General features: G+C 63.9%; 16 protein-coding genes and 1 tRNA gene. 10 read left to right on the forward strand and 7 right to left on the reverse strand.

All coding sequences use genetic code 11. The features are described 5' to 3' along the window. Window positions 1-80: 80 nt before the first annotated feature. Window positions 81-1019: a GlxA family transcriptional regulator gene (locus WDM24_RS25455; RefSeq protein WP_414645771.1), complete on the forward strand. Its 939-nt coding sequence runs from the start codon at window positions 81-83 to the stop codon at window positions 1017-1019. Window positions 1020-1034: 15 nt separating this feature from the next. Here WDM24_RS25455 and WDM24_RS25460 read toward each other — a convergent pair whose 3' ends face one another. Continuing rightward, complete coding sequence (locus WDM24_RS25460; RefSeq protein WP_338827556.1) at window positions 1035-1898, reverse strand: LysR family transcriptional regulator; 864 nt, start codon at window positions 1896-1898, stop codon at window positions 1035-1037. A gap of 134 nt (window positions 1899-2032) precedes the next feature. On the opposite strand from WDM24_RS25460, the gene WDM24_RS25465 reads away from it, so the two are divergent. From WDM24_RS25465 to WDM24_RS25475, 3 genes are read left to right on the forward strand one after another with little or no spacing between them, the layout of a single operon-like run. Beyond that, window positions 2033-2902, forward strand: coding sequence for an SDR family NAD(P)-dependent oxidoreductase (locus tag WDM24_RS25465; protein ID WP_338827558.1), 870 nt, complete (start codon window positions 2033-2035; stop codon window positions 2900-2902). 40 nt (window positions 2903-2942) lie between these two features. Further along, window positions 2943-3401 (forward strand): nuclear transport factor 2 family protein, encoded by a 459-nt coding sequence (locus WDM24_RS25470; protein WP_338827560.1) that lies wholly within the window; start codon window positions 2943-2945, stop codon window positions 3399-3401. 15 nt (window positions 3402-3416) lie between these two features. Further along, on the forward strand, window positions 3417-3785 hold the full coding sequence (locus WDM24_RS25475) for a nuclear transport factor 2 family protein (RefSeq protein WP_210297460.1): 369 nt from the start codon (window positions 3417-3419) through the stop codon (window positions 3783-3785). A 156-nt stretch (window positions 3786-3941) separates the two neighbouring features. On the opposite strand, the gene WDM24_RS25480 is transcribed toward WDM24_RS25475, so the two are convergent. Next, window positions 3942-4015 (reverse strand) — tRNA-Gly (locus WDM24_RS25480). A 548-nt stretch (window positions 4016-4563) separates the two neighbouring features. Between WDM24_RS25480 and WDM24_RS25485 the strand changes: the two genes are divergently transcribed. Continuing rightward, complete coding sequence (locus WDM24_RS25485; protein ID WP_338827563.1) at window positions 4564-4950, forward strand: YciI family protein; 387 nt, start codon at window positions 4564-4566, stop codon at window positions 4948-4950. A 73-nt stretch (window positions 4951-5023) separates the two neighbouring features. Here WDM24_RS25485 and WDM24_RS25490 read toward each other — a convergent pair whose 3' ends face one another. Beyond that, on the reverse strand, window positions 5024-5431 hold the full coding sequence (locus WDM24_RS25490) for a hypothetical protein (RefSeq protein WP_338827565.1): 408 nt from the start codon (window positions 5429-5431) through the stop codon (window positions 5024-5026). 103 nt (window positions 5432-5534) lie between these two features. Further along, complete coding sequence (locus WDM24_RS25495; protein ID WP_338827566.1) at window positions 5535-6332, reverse strand: lytic murein transglycosylase; 798 nt, start codon at window positions 6330-6332, stop codon at window positions 5535-5537. Window positions 6333-6579: 247 nt separating this feature from the next. Between WDM24_RS25495 and WDM24_RS25500 the strand changes: the two genes are divergently transcribed. From WDM24_RS25500 to WDM24_RS25510, 3 genes are all read left to right on the forward strand, one after another. Beyond that, on the forward strand, window positions 6580-6939 hold the full coding sequence (locus WDM24_RS25500; protein WP_338827567.1) for a MerR family transcriptional regulator: 360 nt from the start codon (window positions 6580-6582) through the stop codon (window positions 6937-6939). A 32-nt stretch (window positions 6940-6971) separates the two neighbouring features. Further along, window positions 6972-7358, forward strand: coding sequence for a VOC family protein (locus tag WDM24_RS25505; protein WP_338690066.1), 387 nt, complete (start codon window positions 6972-6974; stop codon window positions 7356-7358). A gap of 252 nt (window positions 7359-7610) precedes the next feature. Then, the gene (locus WDM24_RS25510; protein WP_029080226.1) at window positions 7611-7820 is read left to right on the forward strand and encodes a hypothetical protein; all 210 of its coding nucleotides are present in this window, start codon (window positions 7611-7613) and stop codon (window positions 7818-7820) included. A 442-nt stretch (window positions 7821-8262) separates the two neighbouring features. Here the strand turns inward: WDM24_RS25510 and WDM24_RS25515 are convergent, their stop codons facing one another. Together WDM24_RS25515 and WDM24_RS25520 are read right to left on the reverse strand one after the other, a co-directional pair. Beyond that, window positions 8263-8490 (reverse strand): hypothetical protein, encoded by a 228-nt coding sequence (locus tag WDM24_RS25515; RefSeq protein WP_029080225.1) that lies wholly within the window; start codon window positions 8488-8490, stop codon window positions 8263-8265. 155 nt (window positions 8491-8645) lie between these two features. After that, window positions 8646-8942 (reverse strand): hypothetical protein, encoded by a 297-nt coding sequence (locus WDM24_RS25520; RefSeq protein ID WP_029080224.1) that lies wholly within the window; start codon window positions 8940-8942, stop codon window positions 8646-8648. A gap of 340 nt (window positions 8943-9282) precedes the next feature. On the opposite strand from WDM24_RS25520, the gene WDM24_RS25525 reads away from it, so the two are divergent. Continuing rightward, window positions 9283-9678 (forward strand): NUDIX hydrolase, encoded by a 396-nt coding sequence (locus WDM24_RS25525; protein ID WP_338690082.1) that lies wholly within the window; start codon window positions 9283-9285, stop codon window positions 9676-9678. A gap of 171 nt (window positions 9679-9849) precedes the next feature. Here WDM24_RS25525 and WDM24_RS25530 read toward each other — a convergent pair whose 3' ends face one another. Further along, entirely contained in the window at window positions 9850-11040 is a 1191-nt protein-coding gene (locus tag WDM24_RS25530) for an adenylate/guanylate cyclase domain-containing protein (RefSeq protein ID WP_338827571.1), read from the reverse strand. A gap of 581 nt (window positions 11041-11621) precedes the next feature. Here WDM24_RS25530 and WDM24_RS25535 point away from each other — a divergent pair. Beyond that, on the forward strand, window positions 11622-14780 hold the full coding sequence (locus WDM24_RS25535) for an autotransporter outer membrane beta-barrel domain-containing protein (protein WP_338827573.1): 3159 nt from the start codon (window positions 11622-11624) through the stop codon (window positions 14778-14780). Window positions 14781-14979: the final 199 nt, after the last annotated feature.

Raw genomic sequence — 14979 nt, forward strand, 5'->3', positions numbered from 1 at the left:
GACATATAAACGGCAAATCCTGCCATCCGGGCCAGTGCCGGTTCTTGCTCGACCTCAGCGGTCCCCTATGCGCTTTCAATCTGGCGTCGGAGATTCATCGTGCTCCCTATCGGATCGAGGTGATTTCCGTCCATGGCGGCACAATCACGAGCGCATCGGGTGTGCCGATCCATACCTTGAAGGCTTCGCGAGGCAGATCCGTTGACACACTCTTGATCGTGGGAGGCGCCCCCGACAGCGCCGTCGACGGTGATGCCGACACCGTCGCGCTGATCGGGAAGTTGGCGCCGCGGGCGCGGCGCGTGGCCAGCGTGTGCACGGGAGCCTTCCTGCTGGCCGCCGCCGGCCTGCTCGACGGGCGATCGGTTACGACGCATTGGCGATATGCCGCCGGGTTGCAAAGGCGGTTTCCGCGCGTGCGCGTCGATGCGGACAAGATATTCGTGAGGGATGGCAACGTCTGGACATCGGCGGGGATCACGTCGGGCATCGATTTGACGCTCGCGTTGATCGAGGACGATTTCGGGATCGAGGTATCGAAGGCCGTTGCAAGGGACATGGTGGTCTATCATCGCAGATCGGGTGGGCAATCGCAGTTTTCGACGCTGCTTGAACTGGAGCCCTCATCCGATCGCGTCAGGGATGCATTGAATTTTGCGCGCGAGCACCTGCACGAACCGCTTCCCGTCGACCGCATGGCCGCGGCTGCCCGGATCAGCGCACGGCAGTTTGCCCGTCTTTTTCTGAAGGAGACCGGAGATACGCCCGCCCGGGTCGTGGAGCGGCTGCGTGCCGAAGCGGCGCTTCCGCGCATTCAGGAGGGAACGGAGCCGATCGACATCGTTGCCCGCAAAGTCGGCTTTGGAGACAAAGACCGCATGCGGCGCGCCTTCCTGCGGATCTACGGCCAACCGCCTCGCGCGCTCAGGCGTGCGACGGCGATTTCGAAAGCCGCGTCCCTCCCCGACTCCCGTGATCCCCTTGGTTCTCGAGCACCAAGGCGAAGCCGCACCAAATAGGACAACAAAAGCCCGCTATCCGAAGTGCTCGATCAGCAACTCGGTGAGGACTCGGACTTTTCGAGCGGGGTGCTGCCCCGGCGGCCGGACGACAAACACTCCGGCTGTGGGCGGAGGATAGCGCGTCATCACCGGAGTAAGGGCGCCGGAAGCCAAATAGTCCTCGACGAGGCAGTGCGGAAGCCAGGCAATACCGAGCCCTGCTACAGCGGCGACGGCGAGAGCAGTGCCGTTGTCCGCCTTGAACCGCCCCTGCGGATGAATGGAGATTGTTTTGTCCCCGTCGATGAACTGCCAGGTTTCCGTGCCCTGCATGAGCGCCTGATGCGTGAGTAGCTCATCCGGCGTCTCGGGAGCGCCATGCTCCCTGATGTAATCCGGGCTCGCGACGAGGGCACCATGGATTGGTCCGACGCGCCGCGCCATCAGGATTGAATCGCTGAGATAGCCAACGCGTACGGCGCAGTCGAAGCCCTCCCCGACAAGGTCCACGAAGCGATCACTGTAACACGTGTGCACGTGAAGCAGCGGATGGCGCCGCGCCAGTTCCGCAAAAGCCGGCGCCAACAGCGTTGGGCCGAAGGTCAGCGGCGCTGCAACGCGCAGGCGGCCGCGCAGGTCCCCGGCGGGCAGGATCGTCTCCCGCGCGACATCGATTTCGGCGCAGACCCGAGCGGCGTGGTCGCGGAACGTGACGCCGGCCTCAGTCAGTGCAGCGCCGCGAGTTGTCCGTGCGAGAAGCTGGACGCCCAGTTCAGCTTCCAGCCGGAACAGCCGCCGGCTCACGATCGACTTCGAGACGCCGAGCCGGCGTGCGGCCGGCGACACTCCGGCGGCATCGGCCACTTCGACAAAAGTCCGCAGGTCTTCGATATCCATTATCGGCGTTCCGCTTTCCGCGACACTGCTAGGCAGATCGCGAGGCTAGCGCATCGCGCTTCGGAACGACACCATAAACCCGGTGAGAGCGGACAACGCCGCGCACACGCACCGCCTGCTGAAACGGAGATCAAATGCCGAGCCCTTCTGGACATTCGCGTCGCTCCGCCGCAGTCACCGGCGCGGGCGGCGGCCTCGGCCGCGATATCGCGCTCGGACTTGCCGCCAAGGGCTATATCGTTTTTGGCACGGCCATGTCCGGCGCAGAGGTCCAGGATTTGAAGGACGCCTCCGGCGGGCGTGTGAGCTTGACCGTCTGCGACATGACCAAGGAGCAGGCCGTGAAGGCCTGGGCGGGCGGCGTGTCCGACGCGCTCGGCGCTTCCGGCCTTGATCTCCTGATCAACAATGCGGGCATCCTGACCCCGGGCCCGATTGAGGTTCTGCCGCTCGACGCCATCCGGCGCGAGTTCGACGTCAACGTGTTCGGGGCTCTCGCGGTCATGAACGCTTTCCTGCCGGCGCTGCGGACGGCACGCGGCCGCATCGTCCAGGTCAGTACTTGGACGGCGAGCGTTCCGCTTCCCTTCAACGGGCCGTCAGGCGCGTCGAAGGCGGCGATGGAGGTGTTTGCGGCTGTTTACCGCGCCGAACTGAAGTCCTTTGGTGTCGACGTCGTCGTGGCGGCTGCGGGCAACATGAGGACCGGCGGCCCCGCCAAAACGGCGGCGGCGCTGGCACGTGTTGCCGACGACATGACGGCCGAACAACGCAGACTGTACGGAGAGTCCTTCAACACGTTCGCGACCACGCTCAATGGCATGCAGAGCAGCGGGCTCGATTCCGTCCTGGCGGCCAGGCGCGTGATCGAACTGGCCGAGCAGGTGCCTGCACCAAGTCGCGCGCCGGTCGGCGCGGACGCCGATGAGATGCTCCGAGCCGCTCGCGAGAAATCCGACGATGAACTGGATACGCTCCGCCTTCAGATCGTCGGCCTCGGCTAGGGCCATCCGGCCAATCCACTTTTCGCAAGAGGAGTTACCCATGATCGAGCTGTTTGATTCCGATGACAGCCGCGCCGTTCGCAACAGGGCCAGCATCCTTAGCTTCTATGATCTGGTGATCAACCAGAAGAAGTCGGAGGAGTTCGTCGCCGAGTTCATCAGCCCCGCCTACGTCCAGCACAACCCGCTCATTGCAAACGGCCCGGAGGCGCTGGGGCAGTTCTTCGGCCAGATCACCCGGGAACGCGCCAAGGCGCGCGTCGTCGTCCACAAGATCATCGCTGTCGGCGACTATGTGTGGGCTCACGTGAATTTTCTGAATCTGTTCAACGACGATCCAAACGATACGGGGATCGCCGGCGTCGACATCTACAAGATGGATGCCGACGGAAAGGCCATAGAGCATTGGGACACCTTGCAGCTCGTCGGTGACCCGAAAAACTCGGCTCCGTGGCTCGCGCCGAACGTGTCGCGCGCCAACCCTAACGGCATGTTCTGAACAGGAGGGTCAGCTATGAGCGACACACTTGGTCCTCTGATGCAAAGGAACCTGCACGAAGTATTCGGGCAGCCAGATTCCGCGCGCCGAGCGGTCGCAATCGCCGAGATCTACACTGCGAATTGCACGTTCTTTGAAGCGGGGGAACGAATCGTTGGCCGCGACGCTCTGAACGCGAAGATCGAGCGTATTCTCCAGGACGCTCCCGGATTTGTGTTTCGCGCGACGGGATCTGCCGAGGTGAACCACGATCTCGGCCGCTTGCGGTGGTATCTCGGACCGGCCGGATCTCCGCCTGTCGTCACAGGCATGGACGTCGCGATCTTCGAGCACGGGAGAATTCGGGCGCTGTACACCTTTCTCGACAAGCCTGCGAGCGATTGAGCCGGCCCGGGCGCCGGCTTCTTCACCACGGCGACACTGCGATTTACGGGCTGAAAACACCGGCAAATTTGGAAAGGCATTCAGCCCGGTTGCCGAAATGACTTCAACAGTTGTCGGAATGAGATCGAGAACTCGCGCCAAATCACTGAAATTGTTTGGAGCGGGTGAAGGGAATCGAACCCTCGTATTCAGCTTGGAAGGCTGCTGCTCTACCATTGAGCTACACCCGCGTCAGGCGATCACCTAACACGGCCGGACGGCCGCCTCAACTGGTTCGGCTCGCGTCCCAATTCCCCGGTCAACGGAGCATATTTCGATAAGATCCGGCCGGTTTCTGGCGCGGATGGGCCGGACGGCGGCCTTAACAGCGGCGGATTCGCCGCCTATATTGTGAGTCCCATCAACAAAGAAAGGAGGTGATCTAGTGTCTTGTCTCAAGCGCTGTCACCTCGCTGGGATCGCCCGCTAGGCTTTGAGTAATCAGCCTGGCATCGGGGCGCTCTCAGCCCTGACCAGCGAGACAACAAAAACGGGGCGCGGCGGGAGCGATTCCGCCGCGCCTTTTTTGCGGTCCGGGCTGAGCGACTAACTCCGCCTGCCCCAAACGCTGACATCGAATCAGAGGCCGACAATGCCGAGCCAGCGCCGCAGCCAGCGGCGCCTCGCGGGATACCTTGTCGCACCACAAAAACGATCCGGTCCGCTACAAGGGAAATGTCGGCGTGGGTTGCCGCGAGACGTCCTTCGGCCTGCCGCATCAGAAATGAGGAGCACATAGATGCTTTATGCCATCCTGGCCTATCACGTCGAAGCCGAGGTCAAATCGTGGACCGCCGAAGAGGACGCCGCCGTGATGGCGGGCCTGCGCCAAGTCCATCAACGGCTGAAGGGCCGGCTCGGCCCCGCCGCGCGGCTCGGCGATACCCGCAAGGCCAGCACGCTGCGCGGGCCCGGCCACGGCATGGTGATCGACGGCCCGTTCTCGGAGACCAAGGAACAGCTGCTCGGCTTCTATGTGATCGATTGCGCCGATGAAGCGGCGGCGATCGCAGCGGCGCGCGACCTGCGCAGCGTCAACCCGTCGGCGGTCTACGAGATCCGCGCGCTCAAGGTTTACATCCCCGGCGCGCCGTTTCCGGAGACCGCTGGGCCTAGCGACGCGTAGCAGGGTGCCCGATTCTTTTTGACGTGTTTTCTTCACGCGAACCGGTACCCACTTCGCTCGAAAACGCTTCGGCTCAGCGGCTGGAGCGTTTCGGCAGCTTCGGAAGCCTGCTCGGATCGAACTTCGGCAGCGGCAGATCCGGCGGCGGCTCCGGCGTCACGTCCTGGCTCGGAATCAGCGTGACCGCGAAGGCGAGATCGGGCACGGCATCCGCCCTGCCCGTGCAGGTCGCGATTGCGCCAGTAAAGACACCCTCGAGCCGCACCACGAGATCGTCGGTGCCGAACACGGTCGCATGTCCATCGGAGTGCCGTCTTGTGGTCAGAACCGCGGAGAAGCGCTCGCCGTCGACCTCATAGGTGCCGCTGTAGAGCATGATGGCATCGCTGCCCCACAGCCGGCCATCGGCCACGTGGACGATGCCGGTGCCATCAGCAAGCGACGTTCGGAACCACGCCGCATAGGTGCCGTTCTTGAGCATGGAGCCTTTTTTCCATTTGCTCCGTTTCACCGCAAACGATCTGGGCACCCTTGCGTTAACAGGGGGTGAAGGAACCTGGACGTGAAGAATTTGGGCCCTGCGCTCATTGGCCGTCAATCTGCCGCCCCATGATCGCGATCGCCTTCTGATAGACCCCTGCGGCGTTCCACGCCTCGATCGCGGCGAAGTTGGGTTCCCCCGGCTGATAGCCGACGCCGGCGCGCCAGCCATGGGCCCGCAGGAAGTTCGCCGTCGAGTTCAGCGCGTTGGCGGCGACGTCGAGATTGCCGGTGCCATAGGCGAGGACGTTCTTCGGCATGAACTGGGTCTGGCCGATCTCGCCATGCATCGAACCGCGCGTGCTGCCAGAGAGCGTGCCCCGGTCGATCAGCTTCAGCGCGGCATAGAGTTGGTCGGTGAAGAATTCCGGACGGCGGCAGTCATAGGCAAGGGTTGCGATCGACGACAGCATGTTCTGGTTGCCGCGCTGGCTGCCGAAGCCGCTTTCCATGCCCCAGATCGCGATCAGCGGTCCCGGCGGCACGCCATAACGCTGCTGGATCGAGGCGAACAACGCCGCCTGCGATTGCTTGAGCGAACGGCCGCGCGCCACGATGGTCGCAGAGCCCCGCTTGGCCATGAACTGCTCGAGCGACAGGCCAAAGCTGCGCTGGCCGCGATCCGCGGCAATCGTCGCGCTGGCGTAATGCGCCTGCATCAGCGCGTCGATCGCGGTGGCGCCGACGCCCTTGGCCCTCGCCTCGCCGGCGAATTGCTCCTTCCAGGATTCGAAGCCGCCAGGTCCGTTGCCGCACTGCGCCGCGTTCGCCTCAACGCCCAGCGTTGCAACCATCGCGACAGCAGCGAGCGCCGATGCCGCAATCCGCCAGCCCCTCACCATCCGAAACCTCCTCCGCAAATGTGCCGCCCCTCCGGGCGCAGCGCTGACGATGGCCGGATTCATATGACCCGGCGATGAACGATCCGCCTCAGATTCGGCCGCGGATCGCCACGATATGTCGCGGGAAGCGGATTGGCCATCCCGGCCAGATCAGGCAGGCCGGGACATTTGGCCCCTGCGGCCGCCACTGCGCTTGACATTGACGTTAATGACAAGGTGCTAGGCCGACCCTCGACAGGAGATCGCGATGAGGATTCAGGAGGCGGCGCGCCATCTTGGCGTGAGTGCCCGTGTGCTTCGGCACTATGAGGCGGCGGGCCTGATCGAGCCGCAGCGGATTTCGAACGGCTACCGAAGCTACTCCGCGGCGGAAATCGAACGGGCCGCCTGGGTGCGAGACCTGATCGCCTCGGGGTTCTCGACCCGCGAACTTCGCAATCCCTTGCGCGCGCTGGAAGGCGGCCGGCGCGGCGCCCGCGTGAACTGCTCCGCAGTGATGCAGCAGAAGCTCGACCAGATCGATCGGGCGATCGCGGTGCTGCGCAAGCGGCGGCGCGCCTTGTCGCGTCGGCTGACCGAGCCGGATCGCGGCCGCAGCAACACATGAGGACATGATGAGGGCACCATGAGGACCTGGCAATGAAGATACTCAATATCCTCGCGAGACGTTACTTGCCGCTAGACGGTCTGGATGAGGCCGTGGCCTTCCATGAAGCCCTGATCGGCCAGACGGCGCGCCTTCGCTTCGACTATCCGGAATATGATCTCAGGCTCGCGCAGGTCGCCTCGATCCTGTTCATTGCCGGGACGGAGCAGAGCCTGAAGCCGTTCACGGCGACGCATCTGACGTTTCTGGTCGATGACATCGACGCGTTCGCCGCCCATCTCCCCCGCGTCGGCGCTACGGTGCTGGAGGCTCCCAAGCCGGTCCCGACCGGCCGCAACATGCTGGTGCTGCATCCGGACCAGACTCGCGTCGAATATGTCGAGCATCGCGACAAGCATCCGGCCGATATGCTGCCCTGAGCATTGCCGCCACGAGATCATGACGGACGGCGGCTCGCTAATTCAGAACTGTCGGTCGTGCGTGAGCGAGACGGATTGGTCGGTGGTCTGCTCGCGTCCCGTTCAGTCAGGAGGCCCCGTATTGTCCCGGATTTCCAGTTGCCGATTTTTCCCGGCTACAACTGGCATTCACGATCAAAATGGGGTTCCTCCGATCGGGACGTCTTGGCTGATCGCGTAACATGCTTCATCGATCTTTCCGGGAATACGGGTATGCAGATCAAGCCGGCACAGTGGACCACGGAGGACGAGCACCGGCTGTTGCAGTTGCTCAGAGAGACGCTGCTGACGCAGCGGGAGATCGCCCAGGAGCTTGGACGCACGGAGGCCGCTGTGAACTGCCGGCTGTCGGTGATCCGGAAACGGCTCGCAGGCGGCAGGCCGGACGAGCCGTCTCCATCATTGATGCGTCCGCACCCATAATTTCACGGTGTTTCAAGGCTGTTGGGCAATGACGTAACGTAGCCCCGTTGATCCGGTGCCTACTTCATATTTCGAATTGATTGCACAAAGAGGGGCCGCGAAAACGCGGCCCTTTCTTCTCTCCCCTCTCGATTTTGCAACGCCGGGGTCCGTCTCCGAAACGAGAACGGCAATCGGCGAGCGAACCTACCGAGCCCAGCGACGAACGACCGGCCCCGGCGCACAAGGCGTTGGGATTTCGTAGGCGAGCACAATCCACACCCGTAATACAGCGGGCATTCCAATTGCCACTTCTTCCCGACTATAATCCACGCTCTGGGAGAAAACACCAAGGACGGGGACGGCTCCGGCGATCACGACATCTCGCCGGGGCCGTTCAACCCGCCTGCCCCACGCAATACTCGCAAGCAAGTCGGATGACATCAACTGCCCAGGCGGCGTGCTACGGCACGTCGCCTCGCCTGCGCGGGCCGACGGTTTGCGGCCGGTTGAGGAAGAATTCGCGGTTGCCGAGCGCGGCCTCCGCATACTGATCGATCGCCACGATGATCGCCTGCACGTGGTGAAAGCACCAGCCTTCCCGCGTTGCCCGGTGCCGAACCTCGGCCAGCGCCTTGATCCAGGGCGCGTGATCATCGCTGTCGTGGAAATACCGAAGCGGCTCTCTCATCTTTCCTCCGGCAGATCACGTCTTCCAGCTCGGCGCGCTTGCGCGACAGCAGAAGCTGCGCCGACGCGCTGTCGCGCCCGGCCCGCCTGAGCCGGTTCACGGATGCGTCGAGCTCGCCCAACTCGGCGCGCAGCCGCAGCATCCTGAGCGCGTCATCACGCACGCGCTTCGCTGGCGACCAGCGCTGGCCTCCCCGGGCGAATGGAGACGGGTGCCGTCGTGCGGCGCCGCGGCGCCACGCTCGCATGCACGATGATCGGTTCGCGGTCGCCGAGGACGCCGCGCTCCTCGACCAGACGGCTCATGACGAGACGCATCTTCAGCAGGTCCCCGGCCACGAAGGCGCAGTCCTCGTCCCGGTTGAGCTGCTCGCGCATGATGGCCTCGGCCTCGAGCATGCTGACGCGCAGCGCCCTGATCTGCCTGCGAATTTCACTGATACGGTTGTCCATGGCGGCCTCCTGTTCACGGTGGAGGGCGATTAGAACAAAACAAGAACATTGAGTCAAGCGGTACACCCGCTTATCATGGGACGCCGCTACCGAACTCGATCCGGCGAGTTCCTTCTGTCGGAACCTGAGGGTGACAGTTGTCACGACTTCAACGTGGGGCTGTCGGGGGATGAATACCTGATCGACAGAGGACGCACAGCGTCGCAAGCTCCTCAATCGTCACGTCCCGCGTCGTCGGCGAACAGCCGACAATGGCAGTGGAACAATGCGCCATCGAACTTGTCTACTCAAATAGACAAATTAAAATGACGGCGATTCTGTTTCGATCATTGCACAGTACATGCCCAAGTCCTCCAAGCTGGTCGCCGCGAAGCGCGGCAAGGTTCTTCTGGTACGGCGCCGATCCGACGGCCTGTGGATGTTCCCCGGCGGACGCAGGCGCGCGCGGGAGACCGGCAAGGATTGCCTGAAGCGCGAGATCAAGGAAGAGCTGCCGAAGCTCAAGCTCGGCAGGCTCAGCCTGTGGAAGGAAGTCACGGCCAAGAACAAGCGTTCGGGCCGCCGGATGAGCGATGCGATCTTCATCGCCAAGTTTGCCAAGGGCAGGCTGGCAATCGGCGACAAGAAGGAGATCGACCGCGCGGCCTGGCAGAAGCCGCGGGGCCTCCGCCTGACGCCGACCTCGCGCTACATCCGCGATCGGCTGTTTCCGAGAAAGCAGCGGCCCCGGAGATAGGCGGCGGAAGATTCGCTGTAGCGGGAGCTGACGTCCACGTTAGAGCGTTTTCGAGCGAAGTGGCTACCGGTTCGCGTGAAGAAAACGCGTCAAAACTAGAATCTAGAGCCCCGTTCCGATTCCATCGGAACGGGGCTCTAGGGATTGGCCTCTCTCCGAACGTCCCGGCACTCACCCTTGAAATGCAAACAGCTCGATCGGCTCACTGAAGCCGCGCACTGCGTGTTCGCCGACGCGTTCGAGCCGGAAATCGCGTTCGACGAGGTCGGCGAACGCACGCGACAGCAGCACGTTTTTTCCCAATTGCTTGGTGAGGGCTTCGAGGCGCGACGCCATGTTCACCGCAGGTCCGATCACGGTGAAGTCGAGCCGGGTACGCGATCCTATGTTGCCGTACATGACGTCGCCGACATGGACGCCGATGCCGTAATTCATCGGCGCGCGGCCCATCATGCTGTTCTTTTCGCTGAGCGCCGCCATCGCCTGCCGCGCCTCGGACACGGCGTGCAGCAGATTGGCGCAGGCTTTTGGGTCGCTGAGCGGGAAGATGGCGAGTAGGCCGTCGCCGATGAATTTCAGGATTTCCCCGCCATGCCGCGCAATCGGCTCCGACATCGCGTCGAAATAATCGTTCAGGAGATCGATCACGTCGTCGCGCGGCCAGCTGTCCGAGATCCGGGTGAAGTCCCTGAGATCGCAGATCATGATCGCGGCGCGCACCGTCGTCCCGCTGCCCCGCCGCGTCGCCCCCGCCAGGATCAGCTCGCCGGCATGCGACCCGACATAGGTCTCGAGCAGCGTCCGCGCCAGCCGGTTCTTCATCCGGATTTCGCTGACCAGCGCCAGCACCGGCAGCAGCTTCGAGAGGCCGGCGATCTGCGCATCGTCGAAACCTCCGGGCCGGTCGGTCGCAAACGTCACGACATGCCGCTTGCCAAGCGTATGGAGCAGCGGCCACGCCACATAATCCGTCAATCCCTGTGCGCGCATCTCGTCATAGAGCGCGTGCTTGCGGCCGGGCGCCCGTTCGAGCCGTTCGCGCACTTCGGTCGCCCCCTCATGGATTTCGTAGACCGGACTGCCGATATATTCCGAGCGCTCCCTGACCTCGTAGTCGACCCGCGTGATCTCGGCCTCGCGCTTGCCGTCGGCCCAGATGATCCGGGCGCCAAGCCATTGCGGATGCTGGATCAGGAGATTCATCGTCGCCCGCTTGAGGGGAATGCCCGCGCGCTGCAGCCGGAGGCAGAGCTCGGCGAAGATGTTGTCGATGAAGCGCTCGTCGCGCGTCTCGTTGGTCAGCCAGCGCACAATCTCGCCGTCAGACTGCGGAGCGACGGAATCGATGTTGGGCGCGTTCATTTCTTGCTCCAGAGCGGCGAGTTGGATTCGGCAATCGGTATGTCGTGTGTCCGCCCGGCAACGTCAACGCTGCCAGCGGTAATGTGATCGTGCGCGTCTGGCGGTCGAGGCACCGCATGCCGGCCTGCCCAAGCCCCTCCATGCCGTCGATCTGCTCCCGGTCACCGAACGACGTTACCCCTGCGATTGCGCCGCTGCCCGGCGGCGGCCTCGGACATGTGCTTGCGCACGGCACCGTGCCGAACGCGACTCAACTGGTTAGCGATCGATTAATTGCAGCGCGCGGACGTTGCATCGCGAGCACACCAGGCTTGGTTTCGATGCGAACGATACAACCTCCATTTGTCAGCTCACAGTGAGTCACATAGCGTAACACATATCCGCCGCCGGCGAATGTTTGCGCGAATGCAACCTGCCAGGCGGTGGCAAGAACAAGGGGCCAAAGCACCATGCGCGAATGCATCGGGGCTGCGACGATCTCGCGACCAGCGGATGACAATCCACACCTGAGTGCGCGCCGGACTGCATCACCATCCTACAGACGCGCGCAATCCCAGCGCCTGCTGCTGATGAGCGCCTCGGTGGCCGCGCTCTCGGCGCTAATGCCGGGCTTGGCCGCCGCACAGACCTGGACCGGCGCCACCAGCAACGACTGGACGGTCGGCTCGAACTGGAACGGCGGAACAGTTCCGGCCGGCGGTGCGGTTAGCATCGTGGCCGGTTCAACCGTCGTCCTCGGCGTGACCGGACCGGCGACCGGCACGACCGGTACCATCAATGTTCGTGACGCAGTCGGGGCACCGGGCAGTCTCACAATTCAGAACGGCAGCACGCTGACAAGCACCGGCACCGTCTCGATCTCCGACGTCGTAGGCGGTACCGCCACTATAACTGTGACCGGGGCCGGGTCACGGTGGAATGCTTCCACGATCACCACCGGCACTGCCGGCACGGGCATCCTCAATATCACTGATGGCGCGACCGTCACCGTAACAAGCCGGATCATCGTCACCACTCCGGTCAACGGCACCGGCACCCTCAACATCAGCAACGCCACGCTCGTGAATCGCGGCTTCGGCATTACCGTTGGCAACGCAAGGGGCCAGATCAATTTTGACAATGCCACTTTCCGCGCGGCCATCAATACCCCCGGCATCTCGAGCGGAACGGCCGCCCAGAACAACATCGCCGCGGGCGGACTGACCGTCGATAGCAACGGGTTCACCGTCCTCCAAGCGAACGGCTTCAGCGGCGTCGGCGGATTGACCAAGACCGGCGCCGGGATCTTCAGGTTCGCTGGCGTCGGCAACAGCTACACCGGCGAAACCGTGATCCAGCAAGGCACGCTCCAGCTGTCTAACATCGCCGGCTCCGGCAATGCCGTCGCCAGTTCGAGCCGGGTGGTCGATAACGCAATCTTCGATCTTTCACTCATGCCTGACCCCAACGCGCGCATCCAGAGCCTGGCCGGCAGCAGCGCCGGCAGCGTCACGCTGGGCACCAAGGACCTGATCATCACCAATGCGAACGATACGTTCGCAGGCTCCATCAGCGGCACCGGCGGATTGCAACTCACCGGCGGCACGCAGGCGCTGTCCGGCGTGCAGGCCTATGGCGGCGCGACCACGATCGCGGGCGGCACGCTGGCACTGACCGGCGGTGGCGATATTGCCGCCTCCAGCCAGGTGATCGCGAACGGCACGTTCAGCATCGCCGGCCTTTCCGGCGCGGGCACCAGCATCCAGCGGCTGTCGGGCACCGGCGGCGTCGATCTCGGCGCCAAGACGCTGACCGTTACCAACGCAAACGACACGTTCTCCGGCGTGATCGGCGGCAGCGGCGGCCTGACGCTCGCCGGCGGCACCGAGACGCTGTCCGGCGCCAACACCTATAGCGGCCTGACCACGATCTCTGGGGGCACGCTGGCGCTTGCGGGCGCCGGCGCGATCAGCAATTCGAGCCATGTGGTAGCGAATTCGGTCTTCGATATCTCCGGACTCACCGGCGCCGGCACGAGCATCCAGAGTCTGGCCGGCAGCGGCAATGTCGCGCTCGGCGCCAAGACGCTGACACTCACCAATGCCAGCGACACGTTTGCCGGTGCGATCAAGGGCACCGGCGGGCTTGCACTCACCGGCGGCACGCAAATCCTGTCCGGCATCAACAGCTACAGCGGTGCCACCACGGTCAGCGGCGGTACGCTGCGCGCCGGTGCGGCCGATGCCTTCAGCTCGGTATCTGCCGTCACGGCCGGCGCAGGCACCACGATCGACCTCAACGGCTTCAGCCAGGTCGTGGGCGGATTCAGCAATGCCGGCACGTTGCGGTTCGGCATGACGCCCGGGACCACGCTGACGGTCGCCGGCAATTACGCCGGCAATGGCGGAACGCTGCTGTTCAACACCGTGCTCGGCGGCGATAGCTCAGCCACCGACCGCCTCTTCGTGCTGGGAAGCACTTCGGGCACCTCGACCGTGAAGGTCACCAATTTCGGCGGCGGCGGCGTGCAGACGGTTGACGGCATCAGGCTGATCGACGTCGCCGGCGCCTCGAACGGCACCTTCGCGCTGGCCGGCGACTATGTGCTGAAGGGCGAGCAGGCGATCGTCGCCGGCGCCTATGCCTACACGCTGCAGAAGAATGGCATCTCGACGCCATCGGATGGCGACTGGTATCTGCGCTCCAGCCTCGCCAATCCCAGCGATCCGACGACACCACCCGTGATCGCAGGTCCGCTCTATCAGCCCGGCGTGCCGCTTTACGAAAACTATGCCGGGGTGCTGCTCGGCATGAACGAACTGCCGTCGCTGCAGGAACGCGTCGGCAACCGCTATTGGGGTGGCGGCGCCGGAGAGGCGATGGCGCGGATGGGCGTCACGCCGGCGGCGCAGGCGGACAGTTCGTGGACGCAGTCGCCATTCTGGGGCCGCGTCGAGGGCGGTCAATCCAGCCTGCGGCCGTCGAACACCACGGGCTCGACCACCAACAGCGATCAGTTCAAGGCGCAGGCCGGGCTCGACGGCCTCGCGCTCGAGAACAGCTATGGGCGCCTGATCGTCGGGCTTACGCTGCAATACGGCCTGACCACGGCCTATGTGAATTCGCTGTTCGGCAACGGCCGCATCCGCGCCGAGGGCACCGGCGTCGGCGCCACCGCCACCTGGTACGGCGACAACGGCGTCTACGTCGACGGCCAGATGCAGACCATGTTCTACCGCGGCGATCTCACTTCCGATCTCGTCGGCAACATGGCTCACGGCAATGAAGGCCTCGGTTATGCATTCAGCGTCGAAGGCGGCAAGCGGTTCAATCTCGGCAACGGCTTTTCGCTGACGCCGCAGGCGCAGCTCGCCTATTCGAAGGTCGACTTCGACGGCTTCACCGACCGCTTCGGCGCGCTGGTCTCGCTGACCAATGCCGACAGCCTGCTCGGCCGCATTGGTCTCACGCTCAATCACCAGAAGAGCTGGACTGACGGGACGAGCATCGTCCGCTCCGACCTCTACGCGATCGGCAATCTGCACTACGAATTCCTCGACGGCAGCAATGTCGATGTCGCGGGCACCGGCTTTGCCAGCGCCAATGACCGTCTCTGGGCCAGCATCGGCGGCGGCGGCAGCTACAGCTGGGCCAACGGCCGTTACACCGTATTCGGCGAAGCGACCTATCGCGCCAGCCTGCAGGATGCTGGCGACAACCACAGCTACAAGGGCAGCGCCGGGTTTCGGGTGGTGTGGTGAGGACGGAAGACTAAAGCAAACTGAAGTCAGACTGAACTGGCTGCACCTCTCCCGCTTGCGGGGTCGAGATGAGCGAAGCTGCACGATTTCTGGATAATCGAATAATACCGCTGAGTTGCCCGACGAGTCAAGCTGCCGTGTCCGCCGGCAGCCGCCGGCTACTTTGCATGGGGTTGTTTTCGATATTTTGGCATTGCCT

Source organism: Bradyrhizobium sp. 27S5, assembly GCF_037217225.1.
In the GTDB taxonomy this organism is placed as follows: Bacteria; Pseudomonadota; Alphaproteobacteria; order Rhizobiales; family Xanthobacteraceae; genus Bradyrhizobium; species Bradyrhizobium septentrionale.